Here is a 14,457-nt window from a genome sequence, read left to right as displayed (position 1 = left end):
CTCGCAAGAAAGCTCCGGTCCGATCAGACGAAGGGCGAAAGGGCGTTGTGGCGGATGCTGAGAGAGCTGAAAGCCGACGGCAGGAGTTTGCCCGCCATGAGAAGGTTGACCCACAGCGCTCGTGAGTACGTGCGCGGCCATGCCTATTCCAACACCGCAGAGGGCTACTTTGCCATTCTCAAGCGCGGTATATCATAGGTGTTTACCACCACGTCTCAGAAGCTCACCTCAAGCGCTATCTGGCGGAATTTAATTTCCGTTACAACTACCGTGCTTCCCTCAAGATTTCCGACAAAGAGCGCGCCGATAAGCTTCTTGAAGGCGCTCGCGGTAAGCGTCTCACCTATCGGCGGATTGACGAAAGCGCGCACGCTTAAGCAGAAGGCGCGTAAGTTATTTCGAAAACGAACGAAAACACCGGGGACAACCTGATATGCAGCTTGCCCATGCGTAAGAATCGGTTTTCGGTGAAAAGTGGTGGGCACCTGGACCGTGCCCACCACTCACTGAAACAAGCCGATAGAGGGCTCGCTAGTGATTACGGAACCGAAATTACCTGACTCGTTCGAGTATGCAAGCCCTCTCTCTGCGAACAGCACAGAAAGGGCCTTTAATGGTCAAAACGCCAAAAAACCACGGCAAGTCGTGGTCTAAAGATGATATTCAGGCGCTAAAGAAACTTGCTGACGGGAACACTCCAACAAGGGTTATCGGCCTGAAGTTGGGGCGCTCAGAGGACTCGATATATTCGAAGGCAAGTTCTGAAAATGTGTCGCTGAAGCCGACAAATCAAAGCCCTTACGGGACAAAGAAGTAACAGCATCCTCGTAAAGCGAGCGCTCGCGGGTGGACCAACTATGGCCATGCTCCGCGAGCGCTGTCGCTAACGCATCTAACGCATCAATCTCCAGGCTCATCACCATCCTCATTTTTGCGCGGTGGTTTCTCTGTATGCGGCTTCGGGGGCGTGTTGAGCATCCGCCTTAGGATCTCGTCGCCCTTTTCCTGATCTGGTTTTTTATCGGTGTCTGACATGCCTAGCTCTACTAAATTTGTCGAAACCGGACTTATCGAGTCCAAAGCTCGATACGATCTTCCAGAGAAGATGAGTGCCGGAATAGGCCGAATTGTAACCCGCTGGTCATACGCCGAGGAGAGCATTCAACGACTCATTTATGAATTAATCGACGTTAGCGATATCGTTGGTCGCATAGCAATAAGAGAGCCGCGCCTTACTGATCGTTTGGCAATGATACTCGATTTGATGGAAGCCGATGGAGTTGAACTAGCTGGCGACCTGCTTAAAGAATACAAAGCGATTTATAAGCAAGCCGAGGAACTGTCATCCTTTCGAGACTTGTGTGTTCATGGAACCTGGAGCCGACCAAAAGAACTCAAAAGCTGGTGCGTAACGAACACCCGCGGAAAATGGGAACAAGACGCCCACAAACAAGGCCTGAAGGGAAAAAAGCGCATAAAACCAGAAGGACGCATGCTGTGTCCTGAGGTGCTTAAAGAGGTGTCAGATGAAATTGACGAGTTCATCGAACGCTTGAAGGGCATGCATGTAATTGTTGGCATCGCGTATCACGCATCGCGCGAAAAACTGCCTCTACCATCTGGGTCTTAGGATCACCTTCTTCAAACCGAGACAGGGCAAATAGCCCCGCCTCAATCATCTCAGGCGTGACTTCGATTTCCTCAGGGGAATCAGACTTATCACGATCTTGGTACGTCAAGTATATAATTCCCCTTGTGGGGAGGGGTTAGGGGTGGGGGTAATCACCCTCTCAAACGCACTCCAGAACCGGCGCCGACAGCCCGCTTTCCCAGCCGAGGATGGCGCGTTTGCGGGTGAGGCCCCAGTGATAGCCGCCGAGCTTGCCGCCTTTTGCCAGAACCCGGTGACAGGGCACGACGAAGGAAAGTGGATTGCGCCCGACCGCCGTTCCGACCGCCCGGGACGCCTTGGGATTGCCGAGGCTGGCGGCGATGTCGGAATAGGTGGTTGCCTGGCCCATCGGGATTTTCAGAAGCGTCCGCCAGACACGGATTTCGAAATCCGTGCCGATCATGACGACATTGAGCGGCTGGTCCTGCCGCCATTTTTCCGGGTCGAAGACGCGGGCCGCAAAGCGGGTCGTGGCTTCCTGGTCCTGGAGGAACTGCGCGGCGGGCCAGCGGCGGCACATGTCCTCCAGCGCGGCGCTCTCGCTGCCCGGATCGGCAAATCCGAGCCCGGCAAGGCCCTTGTCCGTCGCCATGACGAGAACCTGCCCGAAGGGCGAGGGGTGAAAGCCGTAGGCGATGCTCAGGCCGGCGCCCCGGCTGCGGTAATCGCCCGGGGTCATGGCTTCATGGGTGACAAAGAGGTCATGCAGGCGGGAGGGGCCGGACAGGCCGACTTCGTAGGAGGCGTCGAGAACGCTTGCCGAGTCCCGCAGCATGGCCTTGGCGTAATCCAGTGTAATCGCCTGCAGGAACTGTTTCGGCGTCAGGCCCGCCCAGCGCGAAAACACCCGCTGCAACTGGATGGGTTGCAGGTTCACTTCCCGGGCCAGTTGCTCCAGCGTCGGCTGCTCGCGCCAGTCCAGGGTGATTCGCTTCAGGGTCTGTCGGACGACGGCATAATACTCCGCGGCTTCCGCGCCCACGGAAATCGGCTTGGGATCCGGCGCGAGGCCGGCAAGGTCGAACGCTCTGGTCATTTCGGATACTTCATGTCTTGAGCCTGGTCCGATGTTAGGCCGCGCACATGCCGAGCGCGACCCGATTTGCGAGCCTGCCGCCGCAAACCGCGCCCCTGTCCTAACGGACCGCGTCCTTGAACTCGCTTGCGGACACGGCAGGCCCCTTGCGCGTGGTCAGCAGAAGGTTGGTTTCCGTGCCTGCGATCCCCTCGATCAGCCGGATCCGGTTCAGCGCATCGTCGAACGCGGCAAGGTCGCGCGTGGCGATGTCGAGCACCAGGTCCCACTTGCCGTTGGTGGTGTGTATCGCGCGGATTTCCGTCATCGCGCTTAAGGAGCGCGTCACCGGCCCGGTATTGTGCCCGTCAACCACCACGAGGGTGACCGCGCGGATAGGCAGGTCGCGCCAGTCGTCGCGCAAAACGGCCGTGAAGCCGAGGATTTCCCCGGTGTCCACCAGCTTTTCCATTCGGGCCCTCACGGTCGCCCGGGAGACCTTCAGGTCACCTGCCAAATCGGACACCGAACGGCGGCCGTCATGACGCAGCAGCGAGATTAATCGGAGATCCAGATCGTCCATATTACCATTTCGGCCAATTGAGCTTATCGGAATGGTAAATCCGGCTGCGCATTTTATCAAGTCGCCGGATTTACTCCGCCGCGCCGGTCCGACACAATTTTCGCAATATGAAATTCGGGCGGAGGGCAATGTGAACGTGGTCAGGAGAGAGATCGTTCTGGTGGGCGCGCCGGTCAATGACGGCGCCGGTCAGAAAGGCTGCGTCATGGGGCCGGATGCTTACCGGACCGCGGGATTGGGCGAGACGCTGAAGGCGCTGGGCCATTCGGTCACCGATCATGGCAATGTCAGGCTCGTTCACCCGGGAAACGTGGCTCCGCCCAATCCGGTCCTGAGGAACTACGAGACCTATATCGGCTGGACCCGGGCTCTTCACGCCAAGGCGGCGGATCTCGGCTCTTCGCCGGTTTTCCCGATTTATCTCGGCGGCGACCACTCGATGGCGGCCGGTACCGTATCCGGCCAGGCCAGAGCCGCGGCGGCGCAAGGCCGGCCGCTCTTCGTGCTCTGGCTCGACGCCCATTCGGATTTTCACACCCTGGACAGCACCGCCAGCGGCAATCTTCACGGGACACCCCTGGCGTTTCTGTGCGGCCTGTCCGGCTTCGACGATCTGCTCGGCGCGCCGCTGGAACACCCGGTGAGCCCCGAAAATGTCGAGATCATGGGCGTGCGCTCTGTCGATGATGCCGAACGCGAGATGCTGATCGGCCTCGGTGTCGGTGTCAGCGACATGCGCCGCATCGACGAATCCGGCGTCGGCACCCTGCTCACGCCGTTTCTGGACCGGGTCCGCGAGGCCAACGGTCTTCTGCATGTCAGCCTGGATGTCGATTTCCTCGACCCGGAAATCGCCCCGGCCGTCGGCACCACCGTGCCGGGCGGCGCCACTTTCCGCGAGGCGCATCTGGTCATGGAAATGCTCCATGACAGCGGCCTCGTCACCTCGCTCGACCTGGTTGAGCTCAACCCGTTCCTGGATGAACGCGGAAAAACCGCGCGCCTGATGGTCGACCTGACCGGCAGCCTCTTCGGCCGCCGCGTCTTCGACCGTCCGACAAGAAGCTTCTAGAGGATCTGAAACATGACCGTGACCCCCATCAACCTGAATCCGTCGGACCTGGCTTACGTTCCCTTTGTCAGCGTCGACAACATGATGCGCAACGTGCGCGCCGTCGGCGTGGAAGCCTTCATGCGCGGCCTTGCCGAGTACATCGAGCAGGATTTCCTGCGCTGGGAGAGTTTCGACAAGAAGCCGCGTATTCCCGCCCACGCGCCCCAGGGCGTGATCGAACTGATGCCGACCAGCGACGGCAAGACATTCGGCTTCAAATACGTCAACGGCCATCCGGGCAATACCAGCTCCGGCCTGCAGACCGTGACCGGCTTCGGTGTCCTGGCCAACCTGACCACCGGATATCCGGTTCTGTTCACCGAGATGACCATCCTCACCGCCCTGCGCACGGCGGCGAACTCGGCCCTGGCGGCGAAATATCTCGCGCCCAAGGGCTCCAAGACGATGGCGATCATCGGCAACGGCGCCCAGTCCGATTTCCAGTGCCTGGCCTTCAAGGAGCTGCTCGGGATCACGGATATCCGGGCCTACGACATCGAAACGGGCGCCAGCCTCCGCCTCGCCCGCAATCTGGCCGATAGCGGCCTCAACGTGACCATCTGCAAGACGCCGGAAGACGCCATCGAGGGCGCGCAGATCATCACGACCGTCACCGCGGACAAGAAATCCGCGACAATCCTGACCGACAACATGGTCGGGGCCGGAGTTCACATCAACGCGGTCGGCGGCGACTGTCCGGGCAAGACCGAGCTGCACCGGGACATCCTGCTGAGATCCGACATTTTCGTCGAATTTCCGGATCAGACCCATATCGAGGGCGAATTCCAGCAGCTGGACCGCGATCATCCGGTTACCGAGCTCTGGCAGGTCTACGCCGGCAGGGCCCAGGGCCGCACCTCGCCGGACCAGATCACCCTTTTCGACAGTGTCGGCTTCGCCATAGAGGATTTCGCCGCGCTCCGTTACGTGCGCGATCTGCTTCCCAGGACAGGGCTCTTCGAAAAACTCGATCTCCTGGCGGACCCGGACGATCCGCGCGATCTCTTCGGCATGATCCTGCGCTCCGCCGGTGCCGATGATCGGGCGGCCTGAGACATCCCGGCAGCCTCGACAAGTGCGTGGCTGCGCATCCTCACCGCAGCCAAGTCCGACCATCGGAAAACCTGACGCGGGCCCAGGGCTAGCCGAGAGCGGCCTCGATTTCGGCGACAACCGCGTCGGCCGCGGCGCCGGGGTCGTCCGCCCGGCTGATCGGGCGGCCGACGACCAGAAAGTCGCTGCCGGCACTGATCGCGTCGGCGGGCGTCATCACCCGTCGCTGGTCGCCGGCATCGCTGCCCGCCGGCCGGATGCCGGGGGTCACGATCACCAGGTCGTCGCCCAGGATCGACTGCATCTTTTCCGCTTCCGTCGCCGCGCAGACGATGCCGCCCATTCTGGCCGCCCTGGCGTCGCGCGCCCGCGCCTCCACCACTTCGGCAAGCGGCCCGCGATATCCGGCGGCGGCCAGATCGTCCTCGTCCATGGAGGTGAGCACGGTTACCCCAAGCAGGCAGAGATTGGGGTTGCCTTCTTCTTCCAGCCCCTTCACCGCCGCGCGCATGGTCTTGGGATAGCCGTGAACGGTCATGAAGGTCATGCCCATCCTGGCAACGTTCCGGACAGCCCTGGTGATGGTGTTGTCGATATCGTGCAGCTTGACGTCCAGAAAGATCCGTTTGCCGTCCTCGGCCAGCTCGCGAGCAAATTCAAGGCCGCCGGCGAATTGCAGCTCCATGCCGATCTTGTAGACGCCGACCTTGCCGTCCGTCCGGTTCACAAGCGCTTCCGCTTCCCCGACGGTGGGGAAATCCAGCGCAAGCATCAGGCGGTCGCGTGCGGATTGCGGGGCAAACGGGCTGGTCGGCATGGGGTGGCTCCTTCTGGCAGGCGGCAAGGCGTCTCGTCCATAGCATCACACCGGAGGGAGTGCCAGAGCACCCTCAAGGGTGTGAATGCGGGCAAAGCCGCTAACTGATTATGAATCATAACATTATCTGCATTCAAGTATTCCCGAATGTGCCCATCTGCCTTGAGACGGGCGGGATCGCTCAGCTTTGATTGAAGAATTACGCATTCCAGATCAGTCCTGCCGCGAGCCTGAGGTCACGTGGCTATTTCATTAGGCGGTTCAGGCTGCTACAACACCGCCGGTTCTTCTCAACCCTCGGGGACAACAGCACATGCGCACAGCGAGTGTATCGCGCGATACCAAGGAAACCCGCATTTCCGTCGAAATCAATCTGGACGGCACGGGCGCTTACGACGTCAAGACCGGTATCGGCTTTTTCGACCATATGCTGGAGCAGCTGTCGCGCCATTCGCTGATCGACATCAACGTCCGCGCCGAAGGCGATACCCATATCGATTTTCACCACACGGTGGAGGATACCGGCATCGCGCTGGGGCAGGCAATCACCAGCGCGCTGGGCGACATGGCGGGCATCACCCGTTATGCCGACACGCATCTGGCGATGGACGAAGCCCTCACCCGATGCGCGCTCGACGTTTCCGGGCGGCCGTTTCTTGTCTGGGATGTGACCTTCGACCGGGACAAGGTCGGCGATTTCGACACCGAACTCTTCGAGGAGTTTTTCCGGGCATTTGCCATGAATGCCGGGATCACCCTTCATATCGCCAATCTTTACGGTTCAAATTGCCACCATATCGCGGAAACCTGCTTCAAGGCGGTTGCCCGCACGCTGCGCAAGGCGGTCGAGATCGACCCGCGGCAGGCGGACCGGATTCCAACCACCAAGGGCCAGCTTGGCGGCTAACTGACGGATCGGCACATGGGCACCTACATCGTGATGGCACCGCCCGAATATGAAGACCTGACGGGAGATCCCCGCCAGACGGACAGGCTTGAATTCGTGCCGGACCGCTTCTCGTTCCTGGCGTTCCTGTTTTCGCTCGTCTGGCTCCTGTTTCACCGCATGTGGCTGGTATTCCTCGGCTATCTTGCCTTGACCCTTGCCATCGAACTGCTGGCACTGTCCGTCAGCAGCCAGGTGGTGGGTACCCTGGCGCTGCTGGTGTCGCTTCTGTTCGGCTTCGAGGCGCAGGCCCTGCGGCGCTGGTCGTTGGAGCGCAAGGGCTGGCGCATGATCGGCATCGCCGACGGTTCCGGCCGGGCGGAGGCTGAAATGCGCTTCCTCAACAAGGCAGCCCGGCACATGCCGGAGCAAAAGCCGCAGACGCACCGGCCGCGTCCGGCTCCAACCCCCATCATCCCGAGGATCGGCAGCGAGCAGGTCGTGGGCCTGACGCTCGGTCCGGAGACCCGTCAATGACAATTGCAATTATCGACTACGGTTCGGGCAATCTGCGCTCGGCGGAGAAGGCATTCGAGCGCGCGGCCCGCGCTCATGCCCATATGCCGGACGTGATCGTCACCGCCGATCCGGAGCGGGTCCTGAAGGCCGACCGGGTGGTCCTGCCGGGCGTCGGCGCCTTTGCCGACTGCAAACGAGGCCTGTGGGCTGTTGAAGGCATGCCCGAGGCTCTGGAGGAAACCGTCCGCAGGCAGGGCAAGCCGTTCTTCGGCATCTGCGTCGGCATGCAGCTGATGGCAAGCCGGGGCCTGGAATTCGAAACCGTGGAAGGTCTCGGCTGGATCGACGGCGACGTGACGGCGATGAAACTCTCCGATCCGTCCCTGAAGATCCCGCATATGGGCTGGAACACCATCGATGTCCGGCCCGAGGGCCATCCGGTGTTCGCCGGCATCGAAACCGGGCCGGACGGCCTGCATGCCTATTTCGTCCACTCCTATCACTTCGCCTGCGCCAACGAGGCGGACCGACTGGCGACGTTCGACTACGGCGGACCCTTCACGGCAATGGTGGCGAAGGACAACATGATCGGCACGCAGTTCCACCCGGAAAAGAGCCAGCGCCTCGGCCTGGAGCTGATCGCCAATTTCCTCGACTGGAACCCGTAGAACCCCTGGGAGGTCATTATTATGAGCAAAGGATACTGGATTGCGCGTGTGGACGTGCACGATCCGGACAATTACCCGAAATATGTCGAGACCGCGAAACCGGCCTTCGAAAGGTTCGGGGCGAACTTCCTGGCCCGCGGCGGCAAGACCAATGCCATCGAAGGCCCGGGCCGCGCGCGCAACGTCATCATCGAGTTTCCGAGCTTTCAACACGCCGTCGATTGCTATAACTCGCCCGAATACCAGGAAGCGGTCAAAATCCGCCAGCAATATGCCGATGGCGAAATCGTCATCGTCGAAGGAACTTGAGACGATATGATCCTCTTTCCCGCCATTGACCTGAAAGATGGCCAGTGTGTCCGTTTGAAGCTTGGCGACATGGACCAGGCAACCGTGTTCAACGACAACCCCGGCGCCCAGGCGAAGGCTTTCGAGGACCAGGGGTTCGAGTGGCTGCATGTGGTCGACCTGAACGGCGCTTTTGCCGGCGAAAGCGTCAACGGGACTGCCGTTGATGCCATTCTGGCCGCGACAGCGAAACCGCTTCAGCTCGGCGGCGGGATCAGGGCCCTGGATCATGTCGAAACCTGGCTCGCGAAAGGCATCGCCCGGGTCATTCTCGGCACCGTTGCCGTCCGCGATCCCGATCTGGTGAAGGAGGCCTGCCGGAAGTTTCCGGGCAAGGTCGCCGTCGGCATCGATGCCAAGGGCGGCCACGTTGCGGTGGAGGGCTGGGCGGAAACGTCGGAGCTCACCGCTGTCGATCTTGCCGGAAGGTTCGAGGACGCGGGCGTTGCCGCGATCATCTACACCGATATCGACCGCGACGGCGTCCTGAAGGGCCTCAACATACCCTCGACGCTGGACCTGGCCCGGTCCGTCTCCATCCCGGTCATCGCCTCCGGCGGCCTCGCATCGATTGACGACATCCACCGCCTGCTGGAACCGGACTGCGCCATCCTGGAAGGCGCCATTTCCGGCCGGGCACTTTATGACGGGCGGCTCGATCCGAAAGAAGCGATGGATCTGATCCGGGCACAGCGGAGTAAAGCATCATGACCCTCAAAGCCCGCGTCATTCCCTGCCTGGACGTGAAGGACGGCCGTGTCGTCAAGGGCGTCAATTTCGTCGATCTGGTCGATGCCGGCGATCCGGTGGAAGCGGCCAAGGCCTATGACGCGGCCGGGGCCGATGAGCTGTGTTTTCTGGACATCACCGCAAGCCATGAGGGCCGGGACACGATCTACGACGTGGTCCGGCGCACCGCCGAAGCCTGCTTCATGCCCGTGACCGTCGGCGGCGGCGTTCGCACGGTCGAGGATATCCGCAAGCTCCTGATCGCCGGGGCGGACAAGGTGTCCATCAACACGGCGGCGGTCAAAAACCCGGATTTCGTGCGCGAAGCGGCCGAAAAGTTCGGTGCCCAGTGCATTGTCGTCTCCATCGACGCCAAACAGGTCAATGAACCGGGCGAGCCGGAAAAATTCGAGATCTTCACCCATGGTGGCCGCACTGCGACCGGCATCGACGCGGTGGAGTTCGCCAGGAAGGTGGTCGAACTCGGCGCCGGCGAACTGCTTGTCACCTCCATGGACCGGGACGGCACCAAATCCGGCTATAACATCGCGCTGACACGGGCGATTGCCGATGCCGTGCCGGTTCCCGTGATTGCCTCAGGCGGTGTCGGCACCCTGGACCATCTGGTCGAAGGCATTCGCGACGGCCATGCGACGGCCGTGCTTGCCGCCTCCATTTTCCATTTCGGAGAATATGCCGTCCAGGAGGCCAAGCATTATATGAGCGATGCGGGCATACCCATGCGCCTGGACGCCTGATGCAGACAAAATCCCCGACGCGGAACCTATCCTAATGACCAAGTTCACTCTGGACGATCTGGACGCCATTATTGCTGCACGTGCGAAGAGTGCGGACGAGACGTCCTACACGCGCAAGCTCGTCAACAAGGGCGTTGCCAAATGCGCACAGAAACTGGGAGAGGAGGCGGTTGAAGCGGCGATTGCCGCAGTCAGGGAAGACCGGCAGGAATTGACGGCAGAGGCCGCTGATGTGCTGTATCATTTGCTGGTGGTTCTAAACGTGTCCGAAGTTCCGCTTGACGATGTTATGAAGGAGCTTGGCAGGCGTACGGGACAGACCGGACTTGAAGAAAAGGCCTCGCGGCCGCAGGAATAAACCGGTTCCCCCGATCAGCCGCCGCAGCAGAACTGCGAGTAATATGGATCAGAAAGTCGCCACGGCCCTGGAAATGGATTTATCCCCCTACATGGTGTTCACCGAGCGCCAGTGGGCCCGGCTGCGTGCCGACACACCCATGACGCTGTCGGAACACGAAGTTTCGCAGCTCCAGGGCCTGAACGCGCCGATGTCCATGGAGCAGGTCGAGACCATCTACCTGCCCCTTTCGCGCCTGCTCGCCTTCTATGCGGAAGCCACGATCAGCATCCATCAGGCCACCCAGAGCTTCCTGGGCACCCGCGACGGCAAGACGCCGTTCATCATCGGCGTCGCCGGGTCGGTCTCCGTCGGCAAGTCGACCACCTCGCGTGTGCTGCGTGAGCTTCTGGCCCGCTGGCCGGCCAGTCCGAAGGTCGACCTGATCACCACCGACGGGTTTCTTTATCCCAACGCGATCCTGGAAGCCGAAGGGCTGATGAGCAAAAAGGGATTTCCGGAAAGCTTCGACCGGCCGAGGCTTCTGAAATTCCTGTCGGACATCAAGGCCGGCCGGCGCCACGTGCGGGCCCCGGTCTATTCGCATTTCTACTATGACGTCATGCCCGGCAACTCGGTCACCATCGACCGGCCGGACATTCTGATCGTCGAGGGCCTCAACGTGCTGCAGACAAGAGAATTGCCGAAGGATGGCCGGGCCGTTCCGTTCGTCTCCGACTTCTTCGATTTCTCGGTCTATATCGATGCCGACGAGGACCTGCTGCTGAAATGGTATGTGGACCGTTTCATGCGTCTGAGAGAGACCGCTTTCCGCGATCCCGGATCCTATTTCCATAAATATTCCCATATTTCCGACGAGGAGGCCGTGATAACGGCGAACCGGATCTGGAACGAGATCAACCTCGTCAACCTGCGCGAAAACATCCTACCGACACGGCCGAGAGCGGACCTGATCCTGACCAAGGACGACAGCCATAGAATTTCCAAGGTCGCCCTGCGCAAGGTCTAGAATACGGGCCCATACGCAGCACCGATAAGATACTGGGACTCGTCGGTCCGCCCATCTCGGCAAGACGCGGCCCTTGGCGAGTGGACTTCCTGACGTTATTCGCTTTGCGCCGAGGGCGTTTCAGGCGCACTTCCGTCCGACACCACGACCGTTTTGATATTGACGAATTCCTTGATCCCGTAGTGCGAAAGCTCGCGGCCATAGCCGCTCTCCTTGATGCCGCCGAAGGGCAGTTTGGGATGGGATTGCACCGTCGCATTCACGAACACGGAGCCGGCCTCGACCGCTTCGCGGGCAAGGCGCTCGCCGCGCTCGAGATCCCGCGTGAAAATGCCGCCTCCCAGCCCGAAAACCGTGTCATTGGCCACCTTGACCGCCTCGGCTTCGTCGGCAACCGAGATGACGGCGGCCACGGGCCCGAACATCTCTTCGTCATAGGCCGGCATGCCTGGCTTCACTCCGGAGAGCACGGTGGGCGGATAATAGGCGCCCGGCCCTTCCGGAACGGAGCCGCCCAAAAGGCAGTTTGCGCCCTTGGCAAGGCTGTCCTCCACCTGCCGGTGCAACGCGTCGCGCAGGTCGCGGCGCGCCATCGGACCGATGGTGGTGTCCTCCGACAAGGGGTCGCCCATCTTTGCCTTGCGCATTTCCTCCACGAAGGCCTCCTCGAAGGCGGCGCGAACGCTCTCATGCACGATGAAGCGCTTGGCCGCGATGCAGCTCTGGCCGGAGTTGATCAGACGGCCCTTGGCCGCCGTTTCCGCGGCGAAGGCGATATCCGCATCCTCGAGCACGAGATAGCCATCGCTGCCGCCGAGTTCGAGGACGGTCTTCTTCAGGGCCCCTCCGGCCTTGCTCGCCACCGCCCGGCCGGCCGCGCCGCTGCCGGTAAGCGTGACGGCGCGCACGAGCGGGTCCTCGATCACCTCATCGACGGCGCCGGAGCCGATCAGCAGCGTGCGGAAGAGGTTTTCCGGAAATCCGGCCTTGCGGAAGACGTCCTCGGTTGCGAGTGCGCAGGCCGGAACGTTGGAGGCATGCTTGAGCACCGCGGCATTGCCGGCCATCAAGGAGGGAGCGGCAAAGCGGAACGCCTGCCAGAACGGGAAGTTCCAGGGCATGACGGCCAGGATGACGCCCAGAGGCTTGAAAGTGACAAGGCTCTTGCGGTGTCCCGTTTCGACGATCTCCGGCGCGAGGAACATTCCTGCGTTGTCGGCGTAGTAGTCGCAGCACCAGGCACATTTCTCCGCCTCCGCAACCGCCTGGGCAATGGGCTTGCCCATTTCCTCGCTCATCAGCCGTCCGTAGTCGCGCGCACCCTCGCGCAGGATATCGGCGGCTTTGCGCATCATGTGGGCCCGCTCGGCGATCCCGCGGCGGCGCCAGTCCTTCCAGGCAGCGTTCGCCTCTTCGATCGCCTTGCGGACATCTTCGGCGGAGATCTCCTCAAAGGTTTCGCGGGTTTCGCCCGTCGCGGGGTTGATCGACTGGAGAGGCATCGGTCTGTCCCTTCAACATGTGGTTTTGGTCATTGCAGGCAGATTTCCGGCCTGCGTGCCGTGGCCGTCAGTGCGGCAGGTACTAATAGAACCACTTGAGCGGGCACGTGTTCCCGCTTGAGACTGCAATCAGGCGAAGGGCCGGGGAGATCGCGCGCCGTTCGGTCCCCCCGATTGGCCCTGCCGGTCACGCGGATTGCGGAACGCGGGCGATGACCTTGATCTCGAAATCGAAGCCTGCCAGCCAGTTCACCCCGACCGCCGTCCAGTTCGGATAGGGCGGATCACCGATCACCTCGTCGCGGACCTTCATCAGCGTTTCAAACTGGTTGGCCGGATCAGTGTGGAAGGTCGTGACGTCCACCACGTCCTGAAGTGTGCAGCCGCCAGCCTGCAGGACTGCGGCCAGGTTGTCGAATGCCAGACGGACCTGGCGCTCGAAATCGGGCTCGGGAGAACCGTCCGGACGGCTGCCGACCTGGCCTGAGACGAAAAGCAGATCGTCCGAACGGATCGCGGCCGAATAGCGGTGCTGTTCATAAAGTGCATTGCGGCCATCTGGAAAAATCGCCTGGCGTTGGGGCATGATGTGCATTCCTTTGAGTTTGAGGCTGAAGTGACATAAGGATGTCGGCCCGCTCGTACCGTCCATGATCGAGGTGGGGCAGACGGCCGGGCGTATTTGATATACGCAGCGTATGTTAATATCGCGCATACGCCGCGTATGTCAAATTGAAATACAGGACGTATGTGAAATCAGAAAGGCGCAGATGGCCGTAAAGCGAAGAGCTCAGATGATGGAGGAGACCCGTGCCAGGCTGATCGGCGCCGCGCGCAAGGCCTTTGCCGAACAGGGGTATTCTGCCGCTTCGATGGACGATCTGACCGCCTCCGTCGGCTTGACGCGGGGAGCGCTCTATCACAATTTCGGCGACAAGAAGGGTTTGCTGCAGGCTGTGGTCAGCCAGATCGACGGAGAAATATCCGCCCAGGCGCGGGCTGTCGGACAAAAGGCCGAAAACGACTGGGAACGTCTCCTGGCGGAAGGCATCGCCTATATCGAGATGGCCCTGAAACCCGAGGTCCAGCGCATCGTGCTGCTCGACGGACCGGCCGTTCTGGGGGATCCCTCGCAATGGCCCAGCCAGAACAGCTGTCTCAAGGCCACGACCCAGGCGCTGGAGAGCCTGATTGCGAAAGGTATCGTAAAGCCGGTAGATCCCGAGGCGGCCGCCCGGCTGTTGAACGGGGCCGCCTTCAACGCCGCGCTCTGGATCGCCGCCAGCGATGATCCGCAAGCCGTGCTGGTCAGGGTGGTTGAGGCTTTTCGCTGCCTGGCCGAAGGTCTGCTGACACCGGATTGAGGACGGAACTCCGCAAGAATGCAAAAGCCCCGCGATCCTTGCCGGACCGCGGGGCTTTTTCG

The 14,457-nt window shown here is 61.3% G+C and carries 19 protein-coding genes; 13 read left to right on the top strand and 6 right to left on the bottom strand.

What is annotated here, in order from left to right; genetic code table 11:
• Nucleotides 1-191: 191 nt before the first annotated feature.
• A complete protein-coding gene (locus ON753_RS20860) occupies nt 192-377 on the top strand; it encodes a transposase (protein ID WP_418068011.1) in 186 nt (61 codons plus the stop codon).
• 523 nt (nt 378-900) lie between these two features.
• Here ON753_RS20860 and ON753_RS20855 read toward each other — a convergent pair.
• The gene (locus tag ON753_RS20855; RefSeq protein WP_265965074.1) at nt 901-1,035 is read right to left on the bottom strand and encodes a hypothetical protein; all 135 of its coding nucleotides are present in this window, start codon (nt 1,033-1,035) and stop codon (nt 901-903) included.
• Between ON753_RS20855 and ON753_RS20850 the strand changes: the two genes are divergently transcribed.
• A complete protein-coding gene (locus ON753_RS20850) occupies nt 1,034-1,630 on the top strand; it encodes a hypothetical protein (RefSeq protein WP_265965071.1) in 597 nt (198 codons plus the stop codon). The genes ON753_RS20855 and ON753_RS20850 overlap by 2 nt on opposite strands.
• A 160-nt stretch (nt 1,631-1,790) precedes the next feature.
• Here the strand turns inward: ON753_RS20850 and ON753_RS20845 are convergent, their stop codons facing one another.
• The gene (locus tag ON753_RS20845) at nt 1,791-2,708 is read right to left on the bottom strand and encodes a bifunctional helix-turn-helix domain-containing protein/methylated-DNA--[protein]-cysteine S-methyltransferase (protein ID WP_265965069.1); all 918 of its coding nucleotides are present in this window, start codon (nt 2,706-2,708) and stop codon (nt 1,791-1,793) included.
• A 100-nt stretch (nt 2,709-2,808) separates the two neighbouring features.
• The gene (locus tag ON753_RS20840; RefSeq protein ID WP_265965068.1) at nt 2,809-3,270 is read right to left on the bottom strand and encodes an Lrp/AsnC family transcriptional regulator; all 462 of its coding nucleotides are present in this window, start codon (nt 3,268-3,270) and stop codon (nt 2,809-2,811) included.
• A gap of 130 nt (nt 3,271-3,400) precedes the next feature.
• On the opposite strand from ON753_RS20840, the gene rocF reads away from it, so the two are divergent.
• Complete coding sequence (gene rocF, locus ON753_RS20835; RefSeq protein ID WP_265965067.1) at nt 3,401-4,342, top strand: arginase; 942 nt, start codon at nt 3,401-3,403, stop codon at nt 4,340-4,342.
• Nucleotides 4,343-4,354: 12 nt separating this feature from the next.
• Nucleotides 4,355-5,437 (top strand): ornithine cyclodeaminase, encoded by a 1,083-nt coding sequence (locus tag ON753_RS20830; RefSeq protein ID WP_323054761.1) that lies wholly within the window; start codon nt 4,355-4,357, stop codon nt 5,435-5,437.
• Between the two features lie 88 nt (nt 5,438-5,525).
• On the opposite strand, the gene pyrF is transcribed toward ON753_RS20830, so the two are convergent.
• A complete protein-coding gene (pyrF, locus tag ON753_RS20825; protein ID WP_265965065.1) occupies nt 5,526-6,254 on the bottom strand; it encodes an orotidine-5'-phosphate decarboxylase in 729 nt (242 codons plus the stop codon).
• Nucleotides 6,255-6,567: 313 nt separating this feature from the next.
• Here pyrF and hisB point away from each other — a divergent pair, with 313 nt between their 5' ends.
• The 8 genes from hisB to coaA are packed head-to-tail and all read left to right on the top strand — an operon-like array spanning nt 6,568 to nt 11,529.
• Complete coding sequence (hisB, locus tag ON753_RS20820; protein WP_265965063.1) at nt 6,568-7,161, top strand: imidazoleglycerol-phosphate dehydratase HisB; 594 nt, start codon at nt 6,568-6,570, stop codon at nt 7,159-7,161.
• A 15-nt stretch (nt 7,162-7,176) separates the two neighbouring features.
• Entirely contained in the window at nt 7,177-7,677 is a 501-nt protein-coding gene (locus ON753_RS20815; protein WP_265965061.1) for a DUF2628 domain-containing protein, read from the top strand.
• Nucleotides 7,674-8,327, top strand: coding sequence for an imidazole glycerol phosphate synthase subunit HisH (gene hisH, locus ON753_RS20810; protein WP_265965059.1), 654 nt, complete (start codon nt 7,674-7,676; stop codon nt 8,325-8,327). Before ON753_RS20815 ends, hisH begins: the two co-directional genes overlap by 4 nt.
• Nucleotides 8,328-8,348: 21 nt before the next feature.
• Complete coding sequence (locus tag ON753_RS20805; RefSeq protein ID WP_265965058.1) at nt 8,349-8,636, top strand: DUF1330 domain-containing protein; 288 nt, start codon at nt 8,349-8,351, stop codon at nt 8,634-8,636.
• A 6-nt stretch (nt 8,637-8,642) separates the two neighbouring features.
• Entirely contained in the window at nt 8,643-9,386 is a 744-nt protein-coding gene (hisA, locus tag ON753_RS20800; protein WP_265965055.1) for a 1-(5-phosphoribosyl)-5-[(5-phosphoribosylamino)methylideneamino]imidazole-4-carboxamide isomerase, read from the top strand.
• Nucleotides 9,383-10,162: an imidazole glycerol phosphate synthase subunit HisF gene (gene hisF, locus ON753_RS20795; RefSeq protein ID WP_265965053.1), complete on the top strand. Its 780-nt coding sequence runs from the start codon at nt 9,383-9,385 to the stop codon at nt 10,160-10,162. The genes hisA and hisF overlap by 4 nt, the downstream gene beginning before the upstream one ends.
• A gap of 34 nt (nt 10,163-10,196) precedes the next feature.
• Entirely contained in the window at nt 10,197-10,520 is a 324-nt protein-coding gene (locus ON753_RS20790) for a phosphoribosyl-ATP diphosphatase (protein ID WP_265965051.1), read from the top strand.
• Nucleotides 10,521-10,563: 43 nt separating this feature from the next.
• Nucleotides 10,564-11,529: a type I pantothenate kinase gene (coaA, locus tag ON753_RS20785; protein WP_265965049.1), complete on the top strand. Its 966-nt coding sequence runs from the start codon at nt 10,564-10,566 to the stop codon at nt 11,527-11,529.
• A gap of 95 nt (nt 11,530-11,624) precedes the next feature.
• Here the strand turns inward: coaA and ON753_RS20780 are convergent, their stop codons facing one another.
• Nucleotides 11,625-13,031 carry an NAD-dependent succinate-semialdehyde dehydrogenase gene (locus ON753_RS20780; protein ID WP_265965047.1) on the bottom strand — a complete coding sequence of 469 codons (1,407 nt, stop codon included), beginning with the start codon at nt 13,029-13,031 and terminating at the stop codon, nt 11,625-11,627.
• Nucleotides 13,032-13,218: 187 nt separating this feature from the next.
• Nucleotides 13,219-13,617 (bottom strand): RidA family protein, encoded by a 399-nt coding sequence (locus ON753_RS20775; protein ID WP_265965044.1) that lies wholly within the window; start codon nt 13,615-13,617, stop codon nt 13,219-13,221.
• Nucleotides 13,618-13,825: 208 nt separating this feature from the next.
• Between ON753_RS20775 and ON753_RS20770 the strand changes: the two genes are divergently transcribed.
• Nucleotides 13,826-14,395 (top strand): TetR/AcrR family transcriptional regulator, encoded by a 570-nt coding sequence (locus tag ON753_RS20770; RefSeq protein WP_265965042.1) that lies wholly within the window; start codon nt 13,826-13,828, stop codon nt 14,393-14,395.
• The last annotated feature ends 62 nt before the right edge of the window (nt 14,396-14,457 follow it).

It is taken from the genome of Roseibium salinum (genome assembly GCF_026240905.1).
Taxonomy (GTDB): Bacteria; Pseudomonadota; Alphaproteobacteria; order Rhizobiales; family Stappiaceae; genus Roseibium; species Roseibium salinum.
The sequence above is the reverse complement of the archived record's forward strand: the minus strand, read 5'-3'. Positions and strand labels throughout refer to the sequence as shown.

Bases quoted from the DNA above. Each gene is read 5' to 3' on its own strand.
- ON753_RS20770 (WP_265965042.1), top strand. From the start codon at position 13,826: ATGATGGAGGAGACCCGTGCCAGGCTGATCGGCGCCGCGCGCAAGGCC.
- coaA (WP_265965049.1), top strand. From the start codon at position 10,564: ATGGATCAGAAAGTCGCCACGGCCCTGGAAATGGATTTATCCCCCTAC.
- pyrF (WP_265965065.1), bottom strand. From the start codon at position 6,254: ATGCCGACCAGCCCGTTTGCCCCGCAATCCGCACGCGACCGCCTGATG.
- hisA (WP_265965055.1), top strand. From the start codon at position 8,643: ATGATCCTCTTTCCCGCCATTGACCTGAAAGATGGCCAGTGTGTCCGT.
- ON753_RS20780 (WP_265965047.1), bottom strand. From the start codon at position 13,031: ATGCCTCTCCAGTCGATCAACCCCGCGACGGGCGAAACCCGCGAAACC.
- hisF (WP_265965053.1), top strand. From the start codon at position 9,383: ATGACCCTCAAAGCCCGCGTCATTCCCTGCCTGGACGTGAAGGACGGC.
- hisB (WP_265965063.1), top strand. From the start codon at position 6,568: ATGCGCACAGCGAGTGTATCGCGCGATACCAAGGAAACCCGCATTTCC.
- ON753_RS20850 (WP_265965071.1), top strand. From the start codon at position 1,034: ATGCCTAGCTCTACTAAATTTGTCGAAACCGGACTTATCGAGTCCAAA.
- ON753_RS20855 (WP_265965074.1), bottom strand. From the start codon at position 1,035: ATGTCAGACACCGATAAAAAACCAGATCAGGAAAAGGGCGACGAGATC.
- ON753_RS20790 (WP_265965051.1), top strand. From the start codon at position 10,197: ATGACCAAGTTCACTCTGGACGATCTGGACGCCATTATTGCTGCACGT.
- ON753_RS20775 (WP_265965044.1), bottom strand. From the start codon at position 13,617: ATGCCCCAACGCCAGGCGATTTTTCCAGATGGCCGCAATGCACTTTAT.
- ON753_RS20830 (WP_323054761.1), top strand. From the start codon at position 4,355: ATGACCGTGACCCCCATCAACCTGAATCCGTCGGACCTGGCTTACGTT.
- ON753_RS20840 (WP_265965068.1), bottom strand. From the start codon at position 3,270: ATGGACGATCTGGATCTCCGATTAATCTCGCTGCTGCGTCATGACGGC.
- hisH (WP_265965059.1), top strand. From the start codon at position 7,674: ATGACAATTGCAATTATCGACTACGGTTCGGGCAATCTGCGCTCGGCG.
- ON753_RS20805 (WP_265965058.1), top strand. From the start codon at position 8,349: ATGAGCAAAGGATACTGGATTGCGCGTGTGGACGTGCACGATCCGGAC.
- ON753_RS20845 (WP_265965069.1), bottom strand. From the start codon at position 2,708: ATGACCAGAGCGTTCGACCTTGCCGGCCTCGCGCCGGATCCCAAGCCG.
- ON753_RS20815 (WP_265965061.1), top strand. From the start codon at position 7,177: ATGGGCACCTACATCGTGATGGCACCGCCCGAATATGAAGACCTGACG.